Source organism: Gammaproteobacteria bacterium (assembly GCA_011682695.1).
Classification (GTDB): domain Bacteria; phylum Actinomycetota; class Acidimicrobiia; order Spongiisociales; family UBA4744; genus BMS3Bbin01.
Genome location: JAACED010000013.1, coordinates 23,386 through 43,024 on the forward strand (window position 1 = coordinate 23,386; position 19,639 = coordinate 43,024).

The 19,639-nt window shown below is 62.7% G+C and carries 17 protein-coding genes and 1 pseudogene; 6 read left to right on the top strand and 12 right to left on the bottom strand.

The features are described from left to right. Positions 1 to 14: 14 nt before the first annotated feature. From ruvB to GWP04_04265, 9 genes are all read right to left on the bottom strand, one after another. Positions 15 to 1,040 carry a Holliday junction branch migration DNA helicase RuvB gene (gene ruvB / locus GWP04_04225; GenBank protein ID NIA24754.1) on the bottom strand — a complete coding sequence of 342 codons (1,026 nt, stop codon included), beginning with the start codon at positions 1,038 to 1,040 and terminating at the stop codon, positions 15 to 17. Beyond that, on the bottom strand, positions 1,037 to 1,606 hold the full coding sequence (ruvA, locus tag GWP04_04230; protein ID NIA24755.1) for a Holliday junction branch migration protein RuvA: 570 nt from the start codon (positions 1,604 to 1,606) through the stop codon (positions 1,037 to 1,039). The genes ruvB and ruvA overlap by 4 nt, the downstream gene beginning before the upstream one ends. Further along, positions 1,603 to 2,079 carry a crossover junction endodeoxyribonuclease RuvC gene (ruvC, locus tag GWP04_04235; protein NIA24756.1) on the bottom strand — a complete coding sequence of 159 codons (477 nt, stop codon included), beginning with the start codon at positions 2,077 to 2,079 and terminating at the stop codon, positions 1,603 to 1,605. The genes ruvA and ruvC overlap by 4 nt, the downstream gene beginning before the upstream one ends. A gap of 50 nt (positions 2,080 to 2,129) precedes the next feature. Beyond that, on the bottom strand, positions 2,130 to 2,870 hold the full coding sequence (locus tag GWP04_04240; protein ID NIA24757.1) for a YebC/PmpR family DNA-binding transcriptional regulator: 741 nt from the start codon (positions 2,868 to 2,870) through the stop codon (positions 2,130 to 2,132). Beyond that, positions 2,870 to 3,388, bottom strand: a complete 519-nt coding sequence (gene pdxT / locus GWP04_04245; GenBank protein NIA24758.1) for a pyridoxal 5'-phosphate synthase glutaminase subunit PdxT — start codon at positions 3,386 to 3,388, stop codon at positions 2,870 to 2,872. Before pdxT ends, GWP04_04240 begins: the two co-directional genes overlap by 1 nt. Before the next feature lie 56 nt (positions 3,389 to 3,444). Continuing rightward, the gene (gene pdxS / locus GWP04_04250) at positions 3,445 to 4,284 is read right to left on the bottom strand and encodes a pyridoxal 5'-phosphate synthase lyase subunit PdxS (protein ID NIA24759.1); all 840 of its coding nucleotides are present in this window, start codon (positions 4,282 to 4,284) and stop codon (positions 3,445 to 3,447) included. A gap of 65 nt (positions 4,285 to 4,349) precedes the next feature. Next, the gene (locus GWP04_04255; protein ID NIA24760.1) at positions 4,350 to 5,408 is read right to left on the bottom strand and encodes a glycosyltransferase; all 1,059 of its coding nucleotides are present in this window, start codon (positions 5,406 to 5,408) and stop codon (positions 4,350 to 4,352) included. Next, on the bottom strand, positions 5,405 to 6,280 hold the full coding sequence (locus GWP04_04260) for a phosphatidylinositol mannoside acyltransferase (protein ID NIA24761.1): 876 nt from the start codon (positions 6,278 to 6,280) through the stop codon (positions 5,405 to 5,407). Before GWP04_04260 ends, GWP04_04255 begins: the two co-directional genes overlap by 4 nt. Further along, the gene (locus GWP04_04265; protein ID NIA24762.1) at positions 6,277 to 6,849 is read right to left on the bottom strand and encodes a CDP-alcohol phosphatidyltransferase family protein; all 573 of its coding nucleotides are present in this window, start codon (positions 6,847 to 6,849) and stop codon (positions 6,277 to 6,279) included. Before GWP04_04265 ends, GWP04_04260 begins: the two co-directional genes overlap by 4 nt. A 117-nt stretch (positions 6,850 to 6,966) precedes the next feature. On the opposite strand from GWP04_04265, the gene GWP04_04270 reads away from it, so the two are divergent. Beyond that, positions 6,967 to 9,018: an elongation factor G gene (locus tag GWP04_04270; protein NIA24763.1), complete on the top strand. Its 2,052-nt coding sequence runs from the start codon at positions 6,967 to 6,969 to the stop codon at positions 9,016 to 9,018. A 113-nt stretch (positions 9,019 to 9,131) separates the two neighbouring features. After that, positions 9,132 to 10,430 carry a citrate (Si)-synthase gene (locus GWP04_04275; GenBank protein ID NIA24764.1) on the top strand — a complete coding sequence of 433 codons (1,299 nt, stop codon included), beginning with the start codon at positions 9,132 to 9,134 and terminating at the stop codon, positions 10,428 to 10,430. Between the two features lie 51 nt (positions 10,431 to 10,481). Here the strand turns inward: GWP04_04275 and GWP04_04280 are convergent, their stop codons facing one another. Both GWP04_04280 and thrS read right to left on the bottom strand, forming a co-directional pair. Next, positions 10,482 to 13,034 (bottom strand): MMPL family transporter, encoded by a 2,553-nt coding sequence (locus tag GWP04_04280; GenBank protein NIA24765.1) that lies wholly within the window; start codon positions 13,032 to 13,034, stop codon positions 10,482 to 10,484. 77 nt (positions 13,035 to 13,111) lie between these two features. Beyond that, on the bottom strand, positions 13,112 to 15,031 hold the full coding sequence (gene thrS, locus GWP04_04285) for a threonine--tRNA ligase (protein NIA24766.1): 1,920 nt from the start codon (positions 15,029 to 15,031) through the stop codon (positions 13,112 to 13,114). A gap of 139 nt (positions 15,032 to 15,170) precedes the next feature. Here thrS and GWP04_04290 point away from each other — a divergent pair, with 139 nt between their 5' ends. From GWP04_04290 to GWP04_04300, 3 genes are all read left to right on the top strand, one after another. Next, the gene (locus tag GWP04_04290; protein NIA24767.1) at positions 15,171 to 15,995 is read left to right on the top strand and encodes a hypothetical protein; all 825 of its coding nucleotides are present in this window, start codon (positions 15,171 to 15,173) and stop codon (positions 15,993 to 15,995) included. A gap of 159 nt (positions 15,996 to 16,154) precedes the next feature. Beyond that, positions 16,155 to 16,382 (top strand): hypothetical protein, encoded by a 228-nt coding sequence (locus tag GWP04_04295; GenBank protein ID NIA24768.1) that lies wholly within the window; start codon positions 16,155 to 16,157, stop codon positions 16,380 to 16,382. A 54-nt stretch (positions 16,383 to 16,436) separates the two neighbouring features. Next, the gene (locus GWP04_04300) at positions 16,437 to 17,381 is read left to right on the top strand and encodes a hypothetical protein (GenBank protein NIA24769.1); all 945 of its coding nucleotides are present in this window, start codon (positions 16,437 to 16,439) and stop codon (positions 17,379 to 17,381) included. On the opposite strand, the pseudogene GWP04_04305 reads toward GWP04_04300, so the two are convergent. Continuing rightward, positions 17,366 to 18,366, bottom strand: a pseudogene (locus GWP04_04305) (adenosine deaminase). The gene GWP04_04300 and the pseudogene GWP04_04305 sit on opposite strands and share 16 nt — an antisense overlap. A 119-nt stretch (positions 18,367 to 18,485) precedes the next feature. On the opposite strand from GWP04_04305, the gene GWP04_04310 reads away from it, so the two are divergent. Next, positions 18,486 to 19,639, top strand: a 1,154-nt coding sequence (locus tag GWP04_04310) for an 8-oxoguanine deaminase (GenBank protein NIA24770.1), incomplete at its 3' end; no start/stop codon positions are given.

Here is a 19,639-nt window from a genome sequence, read left to right on the forward strand (position 1 = left end):
GATCTGCTCGGCTCTCAGGTATCCAGCAGGCGCGGCTGCAGGTTCTGGGGAGGCTCGAGGCCCAGATGACGAAACGCGGCTGCCGTCGCCATGCGGCCCCGCGGGGTTCGCTGCAGAAGCCCTCGTTGCAGGAGAAATGGTTCGTAGGCATCCTCGACCGTCTCGGCTTCCTCACCAACGACGATCGCCAGTGTGGACAGGCCAACGGGACCCCCGCGGAAGGTCTCGACCACTGCACGCAAGATGTCCCGGTCCACGCGATCGAGACCGAGTTCGTCAACCTCAAAGACCCGCAGCGCCTCGGAAGCGGTCTCTTCGTCCACGATGCCTCCGGCTCGAGCGACAGCAAAGTCCCGCACCCTGGAGAGGAGTCGATTGGCGATCCTGGGAGTACCTCTACTCCTCCCCGCGACCACCCTCGCTCCCCCTTCGATGATCGGCACCCTCATGATTCCGGCAGAACGCATGACGATCTGCTCGAGCTCTCCATCCGAGTAGTACTCGAGTTTGTCGACGATACCGAAACGATCCCGAAGCGGAGCAGTGACCTTGCCTTTGCGCGTGGTCGCGCCGACCAACGTGAAATGAGGCAATTCGAGCCGGATCGACTGCGCCGAAGGGCCCTTGCCGAGAACGATATCCAGCCGGAAGTCCTCCATCGCCGGATACAGCACCTCCTCGACGGCGCGAGGCAGTCGATGAATCTCGTCGATGAACAGGACCTCACCGTCCTCGAGGTTCGTGACGATCGACGCTACATCACCGGGCCGTTCGAGCGCAGGGCCCGATGTGACCCTGATCCGTGTATCCAACTCGTGCGCGATGATCCCTGCGAGTGTCGTCTTGCCAAGTCCGGGAGGACCGGACAGAAGCACATGGTCGAGCGCGTGCCCCAGGTGCTTGGCCGCGTCGAGGCTGATCTGCAGACGTTCCTTCACCTTGCCCTGCCCCACGAAGTCCTCGAGACGTTCCGGTCGAAGCGTTTCGTCGGTCGTCTCGTCGTCCGGAAGTCGTGCCGAGGTCAGTAGGTCTTCTCTCATCGTCTTCCCAGTGCTTTGAGTGCCATCCGCAGATTGTCCTCGATGGGTGCATCGGGCGGAAGGGAGCCAACGACTTCGTGAATCTCATCCGCCGCGTAGCCAAGACCCTCCAACGCTTCACGCACCCGCGAGAGCGCGGCACCGCCCATCATGTCCGCCTCCGCCCCCGCAAGCTTCGGGCGCAGCTCCAGGATGAGTTTCTGGGCGCTGCGCGTGCCGATCCCGGGGACCACCGTCAAGGCGGCTGCGTCCTCCGCGATCACGGCGCGACGGATCTCGTCCGCCGTGAGGGCGCCCATCACGGCCATCGCCACCTTCGGACCGACGCCCGAGGCAGTGAGCAGCAGTCGAAAGAGATCTCGGTCACTGGCGGCGGTGAAGCCGTAGAACTCGAGTGCATCTTCTCTGACGTGAAGGTGGGTGTGCAGCGTCGCCTCGGTTCCTGCTCGGCCGATCTCGGCGCGAGTACTCGGTGTCACTCTGACCTCGAAACCGACACCGCCGACCTGAAGGACCACCCGATCGCTCGTCCCGGCCACAATCGCGCCGCTCAGGGATGCAATCACGGGACTCTCCTGCGCAGGCCGTCCTCCTGAAGGTGACAGAGAGCGACGGCCAGTGCGTCAGCCGCGTCCGGCGGCTTCGGCACTTCGCCAAGTCTCATCCGCAGCGCCACCATCCGTTGCACCTGACCCTTGGTGGCACTCCCGTACCCGGCCACGGCCGCCTTCACCTTGGACGGCGTGTACTCCAGGACCGGAATCCCGGCCGCAGCGGCAGCCAGCATCGCGGCACCGGATGCTCTCACCACCGACATCGCCGTTCGGAGGTTGCGGTTCACGAAGACCTGCTCTATCGCCATTACAGAGGGGTGAAACTCTCGGATCAGAGCGCTCACATCCTGATGGATCTCCAGTAGGCGCTCCGGAACCGGGAGACCGGCCTGCGTGCGGATCACTCCGATCGCGGCGATCTCCTGAGCCGCGACCACTGCATAGCCGGTCGTCGTAAGACCGGGATCGATACCCAGAACGAACATATGTACGATCATAACCGGGGTCTCGGACACACCCGCGGATTGCGCACCGATCAGGCCATGAGATCGGCCATCACCTCATCCGGGATGTCGAAATTGGAGAACACTTCCTGCACGTCGTCGAGATCTTCGAGGGCGTCGACGAGCCGCAGGACCTTCGCTGCCGAGGAACGGTCCACCGGAACCGTCGTCTTCGGGAGCCGGGTGACCTCCGCAGTCTCGATCCTGGTGACGACTCCCTCCAGCGCCTGCCGTACCTCGCTGAACAGCCCGGGTTCCGTGATCACTTCAAAGGCGCCGTCGGAAGGTCGTATGTCCTCCGCTCCGGCTTCGAGTGCTGCAAGCATGATCTCGTCCTCGTCACCCTCAACGAGCAGGTACCCCTTCTGTTCGAAGACATATGAAACGGAGCCCGGCTCACCTAGGCTTCCACCGTTCCGAGAGAACGTGGAGCGCACATCCGACGCGGCACGATTGCGATTGTCGGTCAGGACCTGCACAAAGAGTGCGACGCCGCCCGGCCCGTATCCCTCGTACCAGAACTCCTCGTAGGAGACACCTTCCACCTCACCGATGCCTCGTTTGATGGCACGGTCGATATTGTCGTTGGGGACCGAGGCCGACTTCGCCTTATCGATGGCATGTGCAAGCGCCGCATTCGCCGCAGGGTCACCGCCACCTTCTCTCGCGGCCATCTCGATCGCTTTGACGAGCTTCGCGAAGAGCTTCCCCCTCTGGGCGTCCTTCGCCCCCTTCTTGTGTTTGATCGTCGACCACTTCGAATGTCCAGACATCAACCAGCTCCCGTGCCGCTCAGGGCCATCTTATGGATTCTCGCGTCACCGGTCAGCTCCGGATGAAACGCTCCGGCGACCACATTGTTGCTCCGAATCAGCACCGGATGCCCCCCGATGTCCGCCAGGACTTCGACGTTCGGTCCCAGGTACTCCACCCAGGGCGCCCGGATGAACACCGCGTGGAAAGGCTGTTCCAGACCTCGTACCTCGAGATCGGCCTCGAAGGAGTCATTTTGCCGTCCGAACGCGTTACGGCGGACCACTGCGTCGATGACCCCGAGTTGCTGTTGCTCGCCTTCGGTGACGCCTGATGCAAGGAAAATCATCCCGGCGCACGTGCCGAAGGTCGGCAGGCCGGCGCCGATCACCTCGCGAAGCGGACGGAGCAGTTCGAAGCGTTCCGAGAGCCGACCGATGGTCGTCGACTCGCCTCCAGGAACAACCAGCCCCGAGAGCCCATCGAGATCGCCGGGCCGTCGCACTTCGCGCGTCGAGTATCCGAGAGCGCGAATCATGCGATCGTGCTCGCGAACGTCGCCCTGCAGGGCGACTATCCCGATGTCCGACACTCCTACCAGCCCCGTGTCTGAAGCAGATCGTCCTCGTCGAGCTCACTCATGTCGATGCCACGCATCGGCTCGCCCAGTCCCTCGGAGGCTTTCGCGATGGCTGCCGGATCGTGACAGAACGTCACCGCCTCGACGATCGCTCGGGCCCTGGGCGCAGGATCTTCACTCTTGAAGATGCCAGACCCCACGAACACGCCCTCACAACCGAGTTGCATCATCAGCGCAGCGTCTGCGGGAGTGGCAATCCCCCCCGCGGCGAAATTGACTACGGGGAGCTTGCCGGTCTTGGCGACCTCTCTGACCAGTTCGATCGAGGCTCCGAGATCTTTGGCCGCAGCCGCGAGTTCTTCCGAACCCATCGTTGTGAGCGCACGCAACTCGCTGTTCACTGTGCGAACGTGCCGAACCGCCTCGACCACGTTGCCGGTCCCGGCCTCGCCTTTCGTGCGGATCATGGCGGCGCCTTCGGCGATTCGCCGGAGGGCCTCGCCCAGGTTTCGGGCTCCGCACACGAACGGTGTCGTGAACTGCCATTTGTCGATGTGGTGCTCCTCGTCGGCGGGAGTGAGCACTTCACTCTCGTCGATGTAGTCGACCCCCAGCGACTGGAGAATCTGGGCCTCGACGAAGTGCCCGATTCGAGCCTTCGCCATCACAGGGATGCTGACGGCAGCCATGATCTCCTCGACCTTTTTCGGGTCGGCCATGCGCGCGACGCCGCCTTCCTTGCGGATGTCGGCCGGAACCCGCTCCAACGCCATGACCGCCACGGCGCCGGCCTCTTCTGCGATCGTCGCCTGCTCGGCATTGACGACATCCATGATCACGCCACCCTTGAGCATCTCGGCAAGGCCGCGTTTTACGAGATCAGTTCCACGTTCCACGTTCGTTCCTCCTCAATCTGATTCTACCGACGACACCGGTGTGCGAAACGCTCGGATACCTGGGTGTAGAGATGGACCCAGCGAGGGATCACGCGACTCCAGTCGAACATCAGCGCGCGTCGTCTGGCCGCTTCCCCCATCGTGTGCGCACGTGCTCGATCCGTAAGGACACTCACGAGAGCAGCCGCGAGATGCTCGACGTCGCCAGGGCGGACATAGTCGGCGACCGGCCCGGCGACAGAACGAAACGCGGGGAGGTCGGAGGCGACCACCGCGCAGCTCGCGGCCATCCCCTCGAGCAGTGTGATTCCAAAGCTCTCACCTCCCGTGTTCGGTGCACAGTAAACCGAGGCGGACCCGAGCAGAGACCACTTTCGGTCCTCCGGTACCCTGCCGTGGAAGCTCACTCCGGGAATCTGCAGGTCACGACGCGCCCCGACGACGACGAGTTCCGCGTCTGGCACCACGCCCGATACCCGGGGCCACGCCTGAAGAAGAAAGTCGAGTCCCTTGCGCGGATCGTCCCTACCCACGAAGGCTACACGGTGCGGGAGACGATCGGGAGAAGGCTCGAACGTGGCAACGTCGACCCCGTTGGGGATGACTACCGGATTGGGCACAAAACCTCGAACGGCCCGGGCTGCTTCTTCACTGACCGCGGTGAGCGTATCGATTCGACCGAGCAGATGTGCAAGCAGGGGTCCTCCAAATCGATAGATCCCCCTCACAACCGCTGCCGGATCTGCATGAAATGTCCCCACCGAAGGTATCCCTTCGCCCATCCACGCCGCCGGACCGATCACGGGAACGAGTGGCTCGTGGATATGCACGACCTGCGCCCAGGCGATCGCCTCCTTCACCTTCGCGATCGCTCCCGGTTCGAGACAGACAGGAGCGACGGCGGCGTTGGCTTCCACCTCGGTGGTCCCTCCGACGGATATCCAGGATCCGTCGGATGCTCCCGGGCCGATCAAACGGACGTCGTGGCCGGCGGACCTCAGATGCTTCGTCAGGCCACGAGCTTGCTCCTGCACGCCGCCGGGCCGATCGAGCCCGTATGGGCTCACAATCGCGATTCTCACCTGCGCTCCCGATCGGACGGCCAGTTCGGCTGCACGATGTGCCACTGTCTCGGAGCCCGTTGGATGAGGCCCTCCAGCGCTCGGGCGACACGCTGGGTCCCCTCGGCGACACGTGACTTGGCGGTCCCTTCACTCGGCATTTCGACCGGCGGCTCAACGACGAGATGATGTCCCCTCCCCGCACGGAAGTAGGCAGCAACCGGAAACACCGGCACTCCGGTTCGCAACCCAAGCACTGCGGCGCCGACAGGCATGGATGTCCGTTCTCCGAAGAAATCGACCTCCACGCCGCCAGAGCGGACGTTGCGATCCATGACCAAGGCGACTGCGGCCCCCCGTTCCAGGGCCTTGGTCAGCCCGGCCATGATTCCGGGCTGGTTGGCGAGAACCACATCGATCCCCAGGGACTTCCGGAGATCCACGAACCATTGAACGATCTTGCTGTCGGGAAGGGACTCGGCAACAGCCAGCAGTTCGAGTCCAAGGTCGTGAGCGACCGTACCCGCCACTTCCCAGTTTCCGATGTGCGGCAGTGCGTAGATCATCCCCGACCCGGCGTCCCTCGCCGCCTCCACCCGTTCGACCCCCTCTGTGGTGATATGGCGGAGGATCTCGGGAACACGGCGTGGCCGAACCCAGAACGACTCCGCCCAGTAGCGGCCATAGGCTGCAAATGCCTCTCGTGCCGCCTCTTCCACCTCGTGTTCGGACCCGAGCACTCGACTCATGTGGCGGATGAGCATCCTGCGCCGTCGCCCGGCACGGTCGAAAGCCGCTCTTCCGAGCCGCTCACCCACCCTGCGCACCACGCCTTCCGGTAGCGCACCTGCCAAACCGATGCCGACGCGATAGGCGGCATAGGACAGACTCACGTGCCGAGCCGCTTCCACCCGAGCCAGAAACGTTGCACCACGGTTGCCCAGGTCAGCAGGGTCATCGCCCACAACATGGGGCCGATCCACCCGAACAGCAGGCCCACCCCATACAGGATCACCCGCTCGGCCCGACCCATCAGGCCTCCCCGTCCGTCCACTCCGCCCGTCTCCACCTTGGCGCGCAGATACGAGATGATCAACGATGCTCCGAGGCAGAGAACGGTCAGCGCAACCCACGACGTCGTCTGCGCAACGGCGACCGCCAATCCGGTCCACATGGCCGTCTCGCCGATGCGGTCCGTGGCGGCATCCAGGAAAGCTCCACGCTCCGACGCCGAATCACTCGCTCTGGCGACCGCGCCGTCCAACGCGTCGACCCCGGCACCGACCAGCACGAGAATGGCGCCCACGAGGAACCTTCCGCCACCGACGAACACGGCACCCGTGACGGTGATTGCCAGCCCGAGTAGCGTCACCTGCCACGCCCGAACACCGATCCTGGCCAGCCCCTTGCCGAGCGGCGCAAGCAGAACCGTGGTGCGTTTGCGAGCTTTCATGTCGATCATACGATGCTGCAACGTACCACGAACGGGCCTCCATGTTCCAACCCCCGTACGTGCGGTCGAACAGCGGCAGGAGATCGGTCGAGGCTCACTAGAATCAACGAAACGGCAGGAGGTCACGTGGTCCCGGAGAGAATCAGGAACGTCGCATTGGTTGGTCATGGTGGGAGCGGCAAGACCTCTCTTGCAGAAGCGCTCCTTTTCACTGCCGGAGAGACCACCCGCCTCGGTCGGACCGAAGATGGCAACACCGTCACGGACTTTGAGCCCGAGGAGATCGAGAGAAAACTCTCCCTCGGGCTTTCTCTCGCCTCCCTCCCCTGGAAGGGGTACAAGATCACGCTGATCGACACCCCCGGGTATGCCGACTTCGTCGGGGATGCACGTTCGGCATTGCGTGCAGCAGACCTCGCGCTATTCGTCGTCTCCGGGGTCGATGGCGTCGAAGTCCAGACCGAGGCCATGTGGCACATGGCGGGCGAAGAAGGTCTTCCCCGCATCATCTTCATCAACAAGCTCGACAGGGAGCGTTCTTCGTTCTCGCTCACCCTCGATGCTCTCCGTGAGGCTTTCGGAAAGGGCGTCGCTCCCGTTCAGGTCCCCATCGGCACCGAAGCCGAACTCAGCGGTCTCGTACGAGTCGTCTCCAACACCGCCGTGACCTACACGGACGGAAATCCGAAAGGTACGCCCACGCAGGCGCCCGAGTCGATGGAAGAAACGATGTCGAAGATGCACATGGCGCTCGTCGAATCGGTCGTGGAGACCGATGACGAACTGCTCGAGGCCTACTTCGAAGGCGTTGAACCGGACCGCGCAAAGATCGTCGAAGTCACCCGGCAGGGCATCCTCACGGGCGACATACAGCCCGTACTCTGTGGATCGTCGACTCGTCTCATCGGTATCGACACGCTCGCGGAGTTCCTCACCGAGTTTGGACCAAGTCCCCTCGAGCGACCACCGGTCCCTCTCGAGGGAGGCGGCAGTCTTGCCATCACCACGGACGGAGACCCTGTGGCGTACGTTTTCAAGACCACGTCCGATCCGTACGTGGGGCGCATCTCTCTGCTCCGGGTCTTCTCCGGCACCGTCCATGCCGACGACAATCTCGAGACCTCCTCCGGCGAGCGGGTGAGGGTGCACAACCTGTTCTTCATGCAGGGCAAGGAGCACAAGGACGCATCCGAACTGGTCACCGGAGACATCGCAGCCGTCGCCAAGGTCGAGAACCTCAGAGGCGGTGAGACGCTGCACATGCCCGGCACGAAGATCACCATTCAGCGAGTCGCCATGCCGAAGCCGGTGATGAGCGTCGTCGTCTCGCCGCAGTCGGCACAGGACGAGGAAAAGCTCTCGACCGCGCTGGCGCGCATCGTGGAAGAAGACCCCACCCTGCAAGTCGATCGGCGTTCCGAGACGAAGGAGACGGTCCTGTCCGGACTCGGTGATACCCATCTGGATGTCACCATCGCCCGTCTGTCACGCAAGTTCGGGGTCAAGGTCGATACCTCGATCCCCAAGATCCCCTATCGGGAAACAATCGGCGCCAAGGCGGAGGCAGAGGGAAAGCACAAGAAGCAGAGCGGTGGGAGAGGCCAGTTCGGCGTGGCATTCCTGCGTTTCGAGCCACTGCCCCGAGGCGCCGGGTACGAGTTCGTCAACGCGATCAAGGGTGGGTCAATCCCCCGCCAGTACATTCCAGCCGTCGACAAAGGCGTACGTGAGGGGCTCGAACGAGGCATCCTTGCGGGGTACCCGGTCACCGATGTCAAGGCAACCGTCTACGACGGTAAGTACCACTCTGTCGACTCGGACGAGCTGTCCTTCAGGATGGCAGGGATCCTGGCCGTCAGGGCCGCTGCAAAAGATCTGCGCCCCACTCTGCTCGAACCAATCGTCCGGGTAGACATCCGGGTCCCTGAGGACTACATGGGTGACGTCATCGGCGACCTGAACGCAAAGCGGGGCCGCGTACTGGGAATGGATTCGGAGGGGCACTTTCGAATCGTCACCGCCGAGGTTCCCCTCGCCGAGATGCAGCGGTACGCGATCGACCTGCGCTCCATGACGGGTGGGCGGGGTAGTTTTGAAATGACGTTCGACCACTACGAGGAGGTCCCGAGGCAAGAAGCACAGAAGATCATCGCTTCTGCCCAGAAGGAAGAGGCGTAGGGAGGGAGACGCACACGACGACGCTCCTACGAGAGCGCCCCCATGAACCCGGACGCAACGAGCCGGGTGCCGGTGGCACTCTTGCGGGAAACTCCAACCGCCAAGGAGGAACAATGGCACTGAAGGAAGCGCTCGGGCGCAAAATCGATGAGTGGAGGCCTCGTACCACCCGGCTTGCCAAGGAATACGGTGGTGTGAAGGTCTCGGACGTCACGATTGGACAGGTCATTGGAGGTGCACGCGGCGTACGGTGCCTCGTCACGGATATCTCCTACCTCGACCCGAACGAAGGCATCCGGTTCCGCGGGCACACCATCCCCGAGACGTTGGCGCTGCTGCCAAAAGTCCCGGGACGAGAAATGCCCTATGTCGAAGGCCACATCTACCTGCTCCTCACCGGGGAGATCCCGACGGAGGACGACGTTGCGGAGCTGGTACAGGAGTTGAAGGAACGCTCGGGTCTCCCCCAGTACGTCTTCGACGTGCTCAGGACGATGCCACGAGACACACATCCGATGACCATGTTCTCCGCCGCCATCCTGGCCATGCAGAGAGAATCCGAGTATGTGAAGGCCTACAACAAGGGCCTCGGGAAGATGGATCACTGGCAGCCCACCTTGGAGGACGCCCTCAACCTGTGGGCGAGACTCCCCGAACTGGGAGCGTTCATCTACCGCCTCAAGTACAGGGGCGACACCCCCATCGCTCCGGATCCCAATCTGGACCTTGGTGGCAACTTCGCCCACATGATGGGTATCGATGAACCATACGATGACGTAGCCCGCCTGTACTTCATCCTCCATTCCGATCACGAGAGCGGAAACGTGAGTGCCCACGCCGGACATCTGGTCGCGAGCGCACTTTCGGACGTCTACTACGCCGCCTCGGCGATGATCAACGGACTCGCCGGTCCTCTGCACGGCCTCGCGAACCAAGAGGTGCTGCGCTGGATCCAGGGTGTCATGGAGAAGATGGGTGGTGAGGTCCCCACCGAAGAGAAGATGAAGGAGTTCGTCTGGGAGACGCTGAACTCCGGTCAGGTCATCCCGGGGTTCGGCCACGCCGTGCTCCGCAAGACCGATCCGAGATATGCCGAACAGCGCAATTTCTGCCTGAAGCATCTGCCGGATGATCCGATCTTCAAGTATGTGGACATGCTGTACAAGGTCGTCCCGCCGATCTTGGAGGAGCAGGGCAAGGCCAAGAACCCGTGGCCGAACGTCGACGCCCAGTCCGGTGTCATTCAGTGGCACTACGGACTCCAGGAGTACGACTTCTACACGGTCCTGTTCGGAATCGGCCGATCCCTCGGCGTCCTCTCCAACATCGTCTGGGACAGGGCACTCGGTTATCCGATCGAGCGGCCGAAGTCGTTGACGACAGCGATGCTCGAAGAAATCGCCGGAATCTAGCTGCGACCAACCAGCGACTCGAGGGGGCTCCGGACGGAGCCCCCTCGTCTGCTACTCGATGTGTCCGTGCGCTCTGAGCCGCTCACGATCGAACGTCGTGGTGCTGCGTTTGCGATGCCACGTATCCCACAATGCCAGCATGGATGGCAGCACGAGCACCGACGCGACGAGGGCCGCACCGAGTGCGAAGACCGTCACCTGACCCATCTGCTGCATCGGTCTGAGCGAGGATGTCATCAAGATCCCGAACCCGGCCATCGTCGTGAAGGCTGAGCCGGCCAGAGCAGCACCGGTGTGCCGGGCAGTCGAACGAATCGCCTCCTCCTGATCGTCATAGCGAACCCGGTCTTCTTCGAAACGGTGCGTGACGTGGATCGTGAACGGCACACCGATCCCGATCGCCATCGCCGACAGCGTCGCCGTGACCGGATTGAAGGAGATCCCGAACAGCGCCATCATGCCGAAAGTCCACAACACGACGAGAGCGACCGGCGCGATGGTGATCACACCGAGGAAGGGACGTCGCGTTTCGAACCAGAAGTTGACGGTCAGCAACAACATCGCGACGAGAATCGCCACGAACAGCGACCTGAGCTGTGAACTGGAGAGCTTGTTGACGATCACCGCCGAGATGATCGATGTCGACGTCGGAACTGCCGTCAAGCCCGTATCGGTGACCGGGGTGAAGTCTCGGCGAAGGTTCTCGGCCAGGGCGGCGGCCCGCTCCTCGCCCGCCCCGGTCTGTATCACGAACTGGGCCGCGGTGTAGGAACCGTCGGTGTCCTTGTGAAGCACCCTGCCCATCGCCTCCGGTGCCGCGGCCATGGCCGCGTCGAAGATGGCAGCGATATCGGAATCCGGTCCAACAGTGAGATCTGGCCCCAAACCTGCTGCTCCGGCCGTCTGCAGGAACGTCTGGTCTCCAGACCGTAACAAGTCTGCAATGACCCCGAGCGGAGATTCTGCTGCCGCAAATCCACCGAAACTCACCACGTCCGGCGTGTCGTCGAGTTGCTTCCACGCCGCCAGCATCGCCTCATACGCTTGTGGCGTCGCCACATCACCCTTGATGAGTACGTTCGTCGCTTCACCGAAGCCCCCCGCGAACTGCTCTTCCACCGTCTTGAAGGCCCGAACGCTCGGCGAGTTCTCCGGCAGAAAGTCGATGAAGCTGAACGTCGTCTTGAGCTGCGTCAGCCCGTAGGCGCCCAGGCCGCCGAGCACCAATGCCACCATCAGCGTCACGACAGGAAGACGTTCTGCGAGCACCGCCGTGCGCGCGGCAATGCGAGGAAGCGCCCTTGCCGTCGAGTCGGCAACGAATGACTCCGCGTGCAACCGTCCCCCACGCTCGGCACGGCGATCGAGCAGAAGCCTGATCGCCGGCAGCAGCGTCAGCATCAACAAGAACGCCGCGACGATCCCCACCGAAGTGAGGATTCCGAAGTCTCTGAGCCCGGGGATTGGTGAGATCAGATTGGTCAGAAACCCGACAGCGGTTGTCAAGGTCGCCAGGATGAGGGCCACACCCACCGTTCCGATCGCCCGAGTGGAAGCGTCGGCGACCGTCTTGCCGAGACCGATCTCCTCCCGATATCGCCCGGTCAAGTGGATCGCGTAGTCCACACCAAGACCGATGAGCAGGATGGGAATGATCTGGGTGATCTGGTTCAGCTCACCGATCACGCCGAGGTAGTCAGGCCCCAACAGCACGGCGAAGCCCTGCATCCACACGATTGCCGTCAGGATCACGGCCAGGGTTAGTGCGACATCGGCGGCCGTGCGCCGAATCGCGCTCCATCCGGAACGCCCCCTGCGAGGCCGCACGAAGTACACGTACCCGAGGATCAGCAGGATGATCAAGAACGCACTCAGGAAGAGGCGACCGACCTCCGCGGAGAAGTCGAAGTCATCTCCGAAGAGCAGCAGCATGCTGAACGCCTGGACATCGATGTCCCCGGACGAGTGCTGCTCCGCAGTAGCCGCGATCTCCTTCTCGACGTTGACGACGGCACTGAAGTCATCGCCTGTGTTGGGAATGGCCGACGTGTCGAGAAACACCACAACGAGTCCGGCCGGTGCCGTGGCCTCATCGTGATTCCCCTTCGTGGAGGCAAGGGCACGCAAGTAGTCGGCTTGTCCCGCCGCCGCGTGCTGCAGGCTCAGTTTGTAGAGCTGTTTCACCTGCTCATCGGAGATGGAGCCCAGGTCCATGCCCTGCATCTGCGCTGCCTGACGTACCCCTCCGAGAAACGACACGATGCCGGCCCGATCTGAGCGGTCCGAAATGTAGGCAGCGGCGTCGCTCGAACGTATCGCCGATTCGATACTGGCGACCGTCTGGGCCCCCTCGGCGGTGATGACGTCATCGCCGCTGAGGATGATCTGCATGACCTGTTCGTTGCTTCCGGTCGAGAAGAGCTCTCGTATCTCTTCCGACGCGGCGATCTCGGGTGTGTCAGGAGCAAACCCTTCCTGCCCGGAAGTCACCTTTGCCTGTCGAGCAAACGAAGCCAGGACCGCGGTGAACACGAGCATCACCACAATGGTCCACCACGGCCACCGCCGCACGACAGCGGAGATGGTTTCGACGAATCGTTTCACGAAGGTCTCCCTGGTTGTCAGCACCCTCCCTGGGAGAAAAGATTATGCCGGTCTCCCCTATCTAGGCGAAATCGCCGCTATCGGGGCGGTGCGACCAGTGCCGCCAACTGATCCAGAGCAGTTTCGAGGGCTACGCCGCGTTCCTCTTTTTCGGCACTGTACAGGCGCAGACCCACGGTTCGCGCCTCCTCGTCACGATCTCCGACCACGAGAACCGCCGGATCTTTCAGCGACAAGGCGCGTCGGATCTTCTCCCCCACGGTCTCCTGACTCTCGTCGACTCGAGCGCGTACCCCTGCGCCGCGAAGCAGGGAGGCAACCTCATTGGCGTAGTCCAGGTGCCGGTCGGCGACCGGCACGATCGCAGCCTGCACCGGGGCGAGCCAGGCGGGGAACGCCCCTGCATAATGCTCGAGAAGGATCCCGAAGAAACGCTCGACGGACCCGAACAGGGCGCGATGGATCATCACTGGACGATCACGTGTGTTGTCCGCGCTGGCAAACTCGACATCGAACCGCTCCGGAAGCGAGAAATCGACCTGAATCGTCGATAGCTGCCATCTTCGACCGATCGCGTCCCTGATGTGCACATCGATCTTCGGCCCGTAGAAGGCTCCATCACCTTCCGAGACCGTGTGCTCCAGGTTCGCCATTTCGAGGGCGGTCGCCAGCGAGGCGGTCGCCAGTTCCCACATCTCCGGCTCGCCGACGAACTTCTCGGGCCGGGTGGAGAGTTCGGCCTCGAATTCGGTGAACCCGAAGTCTCGCAGCACCATGAGGACGAAATCGAGCAAACCCTGCAACTCGGTTCCGATCTGGTCGCGGCTGCAAAAGATGTGGCTGTCGTCCTGGGTAAAGCCCCTCGCTCTCAGGAGACCGTGAATGACTCCGGAGCGCTCGTACCGGTAGACCGTTCCGAGCTCGAACAGGCGCAGTGGCAGCTCCCGATAGGAACGGCTCCGGCTTTTGAAGATCAGGACGTGGAACGGACAGTTCATGGGCTTCACGTAGTACGGATCACCGTGGTCGAGTTCCATGGCCGGGTACATGCTCTCGGCGTAGAAGCCGAGATGACCCGATGTCTCCCAGAGATGCGCCTTCGCAACGTGCGGCGTGACCACGAGTTCGTACCCGTTCTCCATGTGTACCCGCCGGCTGTAGTCCTCGATGACGTTGCGTACGATTCCACCCTTGGGGTGCCAGACGGCGAGGCCCGAACCGAGCTCCGGAGGGAACGAGAAGAGATCCAGCTCCGCGCCCAGCTTCCGATGGTCCCTTCGTTCCGCCTCTTCGAGACGCTCCAGGTGGGCCTGAAGGGCCTTCTTGTCCTCCCAGGCAGTCCCGTAGATCCGCTGCAATTGCGGCCGATGCTCGTCACCGCGCCAGTAGGCGCCCGCACTGCGTAGTAGCTTGAAGGCTTTGATCTTCGACGTCGATGGAACATGGGGGCCGCGGCAGAGGTCCACAAACCCATCGTTGCGATAGATCGAGATCACGGTTCCGAGTTCGCCTTCCTCGACCGTTTCGATGATCTCGATCTTGAACGGCTGATCGGCGAACATCGCGAGGGCGTCCTCCTCAGAGACCTCTTCGCGAATGAACGGCTGATCTTCGGCCACGATCTCGCGCATGCGAGCCTCGATCCTCTCGAGATCCTCACCGGTGAAGGGACGGCCGACATCGAAGTCGTAGTAGAAGCCGTCCGCGATGGCGGGGCCGATGGCGAACCGGGCACCTTCGAACAGTGAGAGCACTGCCTGTGCCATCACGTGAGCAGCGGAGTGGCGCAGCACCTCGCGCCCCTCGTCCGTGTTCCCCGTAACGATTTCCAGCCGTCCTCCGTGCGGAAGGGGCCGGGTGAGATCGAGCAGGACACCATCGAGCTTCACGGCCACGGCTGCGGCAGCAAGTCTCTTTCCGATACTGGTTGCCACATCCAGCCCGGTGCTGCCGTCGGGGAAAGGCCTTCTGGAACCGTCAGGTAACTCGATTTCGATGGACACATTGACCTTCTTCTCTCGTGCTGCTTCGGAGTGTCATCCTTTGATACCCCACAATTCATGCAACACATACCGCTAGTCTGCTGTAGCGTAAACGAAGCCGTCCACATCGCCGACTGGTTCCTAAAGGGGAGACGTGCAGCCAAGAGACATCGCTCGCACACTTGCTGCTGGAGGAAGCGCCAACGCGCTCTCCACCGGAACCAACAGCGTGTTCCGGCTGCGGGCTCCCGACGGGCAAATGTCGGTTCTCAAGGTGTACGGCTCCTCCTCATACGCACGTAGAGAACGCAGAGCCCTCGACGCTCTTGCCGGCTTGCCGGGACTGCCGACCGTTCTCGAATGGGGATCCACAGGTGACTTGGAGTGGGTCCGCCTGGCCGACGCGGGAAGGTGGACGCTTGGAGCGCTGCCTGGTGACGCAAAGGCGGCGGCGCGAGCCGGAATCCTGCTCAGGAGGCTCCACGACGCAGACTATTCACAACTGTCCAATCTCGAAGCGGGAATCGATTCAGACTGGATGCGCACAGCGAGCAGAGGCAACTTCACCAGATTGGAACGCTACCGGCGCCGATTGAGGATTCCTGCTCTTGTCTTTGAACTCGCCGCCGACCTGGAGTTCCCTCCCTCCGGCCCTCCTCGCGCCAGCCATACGCGACCGGCGCCGGAGGCATTCGTCATCAACGACGATGGACAGGTCACCTTGACCGGCTGGACCTGGGCCACGCTGGCCCCTCCCGAGTGGGACTTTACGTTCGCCTACTGGCAGCTCTCCCAGCATGCCAGCGCGGCCGTCGATGCCTTTTCCCAGGCATATGGGGCCACCATCCACGGTCACGTGCTCAAAGCATGGTTGGCGTTTCACATATCCGCGTCGCTGCTCCGGCAGGCGGAAATGAGAGACGGACGACTCGAAGATCTCGAGCCTTTCGTCGACCAATTGGTGTCGGCGATCACCTGACCGAGAAGCCGCCGGCTTTCGGTCGCCCGTTGTCAGTCGAAATCTGGTCTCATCCCGATGCCCCACGCCGGTACCCGGCATGCGTGTGGAAAGCAGAGATCGCGAAATCCCTCCTTCTGGAGTGCTTCCCTCATACACTTCGCCAGGAGAGGAGACCGCATGGTGCAATTGTTGTTGACGGCATCGCTCATCACGGCACTCGTCGTCTTCGCCGGCCGCCGATTTCAAGATGCCGGTGACGGCTTCGCGTTCGAGGCCGGCACCTGGGATGAAGCGTATCGGTCTGCGACCGAGCTGCCGTGCCCGTGGTGCGGGGCCGACACGAATGAGTCCGACCGAGCTTGCCCAAGCTGTCACCACCAGTTCGGCGCCACCGTAAGTTCCTGATCGTCGTCGGGCGACGTCACTCAATGGCGACGCATACCTGTAGTGTTCTTGCCCGTGAGTAGGGTCGGACTCGTTCTTGGAGGTGGAGGCGTCACCGGCGCCTCCTATCACCTTGCAGCTCTCTTGGCCGTCGAGATGGCTACTGGATGGCAGCCCAAGACCGCGGACGTCATCGTCGGTACCTCTGCGGGTGCCTTCGCCGCTGCGGTCGTTCGTTCAGGAACGTTGTCGCTGGACAGCATCGTCAAGAGGGGCGAGGGGCAAGAGGATGTCGCCAAGCGCATCCGCTCCTGGGTGTATCGAAGGGACCGTATCCACGGTGTCGGGAGGTGGATTCGACACGGCGTTGTTCCCAGTTTCCGGCGGCCCGGTCTCACCTCCGTGATCGGGGCTCCAGGACGATACGACCCTTCAGGCATCGCGGACTGGGTCGCAGAGCAGGCCCCAACGATCGCCGACACGTGGCCGGAACGTCCGACCGTGATCGTGGCATATGATCTACAAGAGCGGCGCCGGACGGCGTTCGGCACCATCAACGCCCCGGTCGTTGCCCTTCGCGACGCCGTAGCGGCTTCTTCCGCCGTCCCGATCGTGTTCTCTCCGCACGAAATCGAGGGAAACAACTACGTCGACGGTGGGGTTGTTTCCGGGACCAATGCGGACCTGGTACTCGGCAACCCCGAGCCGCTTGACCTCCTTCTGATCCTCGCTCCCATGGCCGCGGAGGAGCAACGCCAGAAGGCCCGTTTCTACGAGCCCATGTTCGACCGGGTCGGGCGTTCTGCACTCCACGACGAACTCGTCGCCGTCGCAACCGCCTGGCCGGCGACCGATACCCTCGTCCTGCGACCGACACCGGCGGTACTCGCCGTGATGCGGCCGAATCCCATGGATCCCGAGCAGGCGGTTCCCACCTTCATCAGAACTCTGGCGTCGCTACGAACGAAGCTCGCCGGCCCTGAAGTGTGGCAGGTACTCGAACGTCATCTCGTGAGCTGACAGGCATCGAGGTCCGCCAGTAGATTCTCGCGTTCGGCGGGTGTGACGAATGCAGCTTCGATCGAGTTGCGGGCAATCGTCACGATCTCGCTCGTGGTCAGCCCGAGAGCATCCGTGTGGCCTCGTAGTTATCTGCGATGTACCCACCGAAGTAGGCAGGATCGTCGGAGTTGATCGTCACCATCGCTCCCGCATCGAGCAGGCGTTTCAGATTGTGATGTTCGAGTTTGTCGAATACGTGAAGCTTGACGTTGGAGAGCGGGCACATCGTGAGGGGCACTCGTTCAGAGATGATCCGACGGACCAGTCCGGGATCTTCATCGATCCGGACGCCGTGGTCGATCCGCTCGACCCCCAAGACGTCGAGAGCCTGACGGATGTACTCGGGTGGACCCTCCTCACCTGCATGGGCTACGAGATGCAGCCCCTCGCTCCGTGCCTTGGCGAACACCTCCCCGAAAAGCTCCGGCGGCCGCCCCTTCTCGGAGGAGTCGAGGCCGACACCGATCAGCCACGAACGGTACCGGAGGCCGTCATCGAGCGTCTGCATCGCCTCTTCCGGGCTGAGGTGGCGCAAGAACGACATGATCAACGCGGCCGACACCCCAAGATCGCGTGCGTCGTCAACGGCGCGATGCAGACCGGAGATGACGGTGGAGAACGCGATGCCGCGCGAAGTGTGTGTCTGCGGATCAAAGAAGATCTCAGCCCGCTTCACGCCATCTGCTGCGGCGCGCCGTAGGTAGGCCCAGGCCAGGTCGTAGAAGTCCTGCTCGGTTCTCAATACGGAGGCACCGTCGTAGTAGATGTCGAGAAACGACTGCAAGTCATTGAAGTCGTACGCATCGCGGATCTCCTTCACCGAAGCGAAGGGAATCGAGATATCGTTTCGTTCGGCCAAGGCCATCATCATCTCGGGTTCCAGGGAGCCTTCGATATGCATGTGTAGCTCGGCCTTTGGCAGCTCTCGGATGAAATCCTCCAACGTGTACCTTTCCCCGTTCCACCAAGATTACGCCGGTACGATGCAAAGACGGAAGTCGAAACGAAGTCTTGATCGACCGGACATCGATGCAAGAACTGCCACGAGAAAGCGAGGTCCTGATGGGAACTCTCCTCGTCAAACACGCAGCCGTCCTGGTCACGATGGATCCGGATCGACGCGAGATCAGTGACGGTGGCCTGTTTGCACGCGACGGATGGATCGAGCAGGTCGGGCCGACCGCAGAGCTGCCCGACAGGGCCGACGAGGTCCTGGACGTGTCCGGTCATGTCGTTTTGCCCGGGCTCGTCAACACCCATCACCATCTCTATCAGACGCTCACACGAGCACTCCCCGGAACACAAGATGCCGAACTCTTCCCCTGGCTCCAGACCCTCTACCCGGTTTGGGCGAGAATCACGCCCGCCGACATTCGCCTCTCGGCGAAGGTCGGTCTCACCGAACTGGCTCTCAGCGGTTGTACGACCACATCGGACCACCTCTACCTGTTTCCCAATGGAAGCCGCCTCGATGACACGATCGATGCAGCCCGGGAAGTCGGTATTCGTTTCCACGCGGCTCGTGGTTCGATGAGCCTCGGCGAGAGCGATGGCGGCCTTCCTCCGGATTCCCTCGTCGAGGATGAAAACGCGATCCTCGAAGACACGCAGCGGGTCATCGAGTCGTATCACGACCCGACACCCGGGTCGATGCTGCGTATCGTCGTCGCACCTTGCTCGCCGTTCTCGGTGACGACCGACGCCATGCGCGAGGCAGCTGCGCTTGCGCGCAGCTACGGGGTCTCGCTGCACACGCACCTGGCCGAGACCGCAGACGAAGAGGAGTTCTGCATCGCGCAGTTCGGAGTGCCGCCTGTCGCATACGCCGAGCGGCTGGGATGGGTCGGACCCGATGTCTGGTTCGCTCACGGCGTCCATGTCGGCGATGCCGGGATTCGACTGATGGCCGAGACCGATACGGGCGTTGCCCACTGTCCGGCCTCCAACATGCGGCTCGGTTCCGGTATCGCACCTGTCATGAGCTACCTGAGCGCCGGGATCCGCGTCGGTCTCGGCGTAGACGGTTCGGCCTCCAACGATGGAAGTGATCTCCTCGGCGAAGTGCGCCTCGCGATGTTGCTGGCGAGAGTCCTCCACGGCGACGAACCTCTCATGGGGGTGCGAACGGCGCTCGAGATCGCAACGCTTGGTGGAGCCGCCGTGCTCGGACGCGACGATATCGGTTCGCTCGCCACCGGAAAGGCAGCGGACTTCAC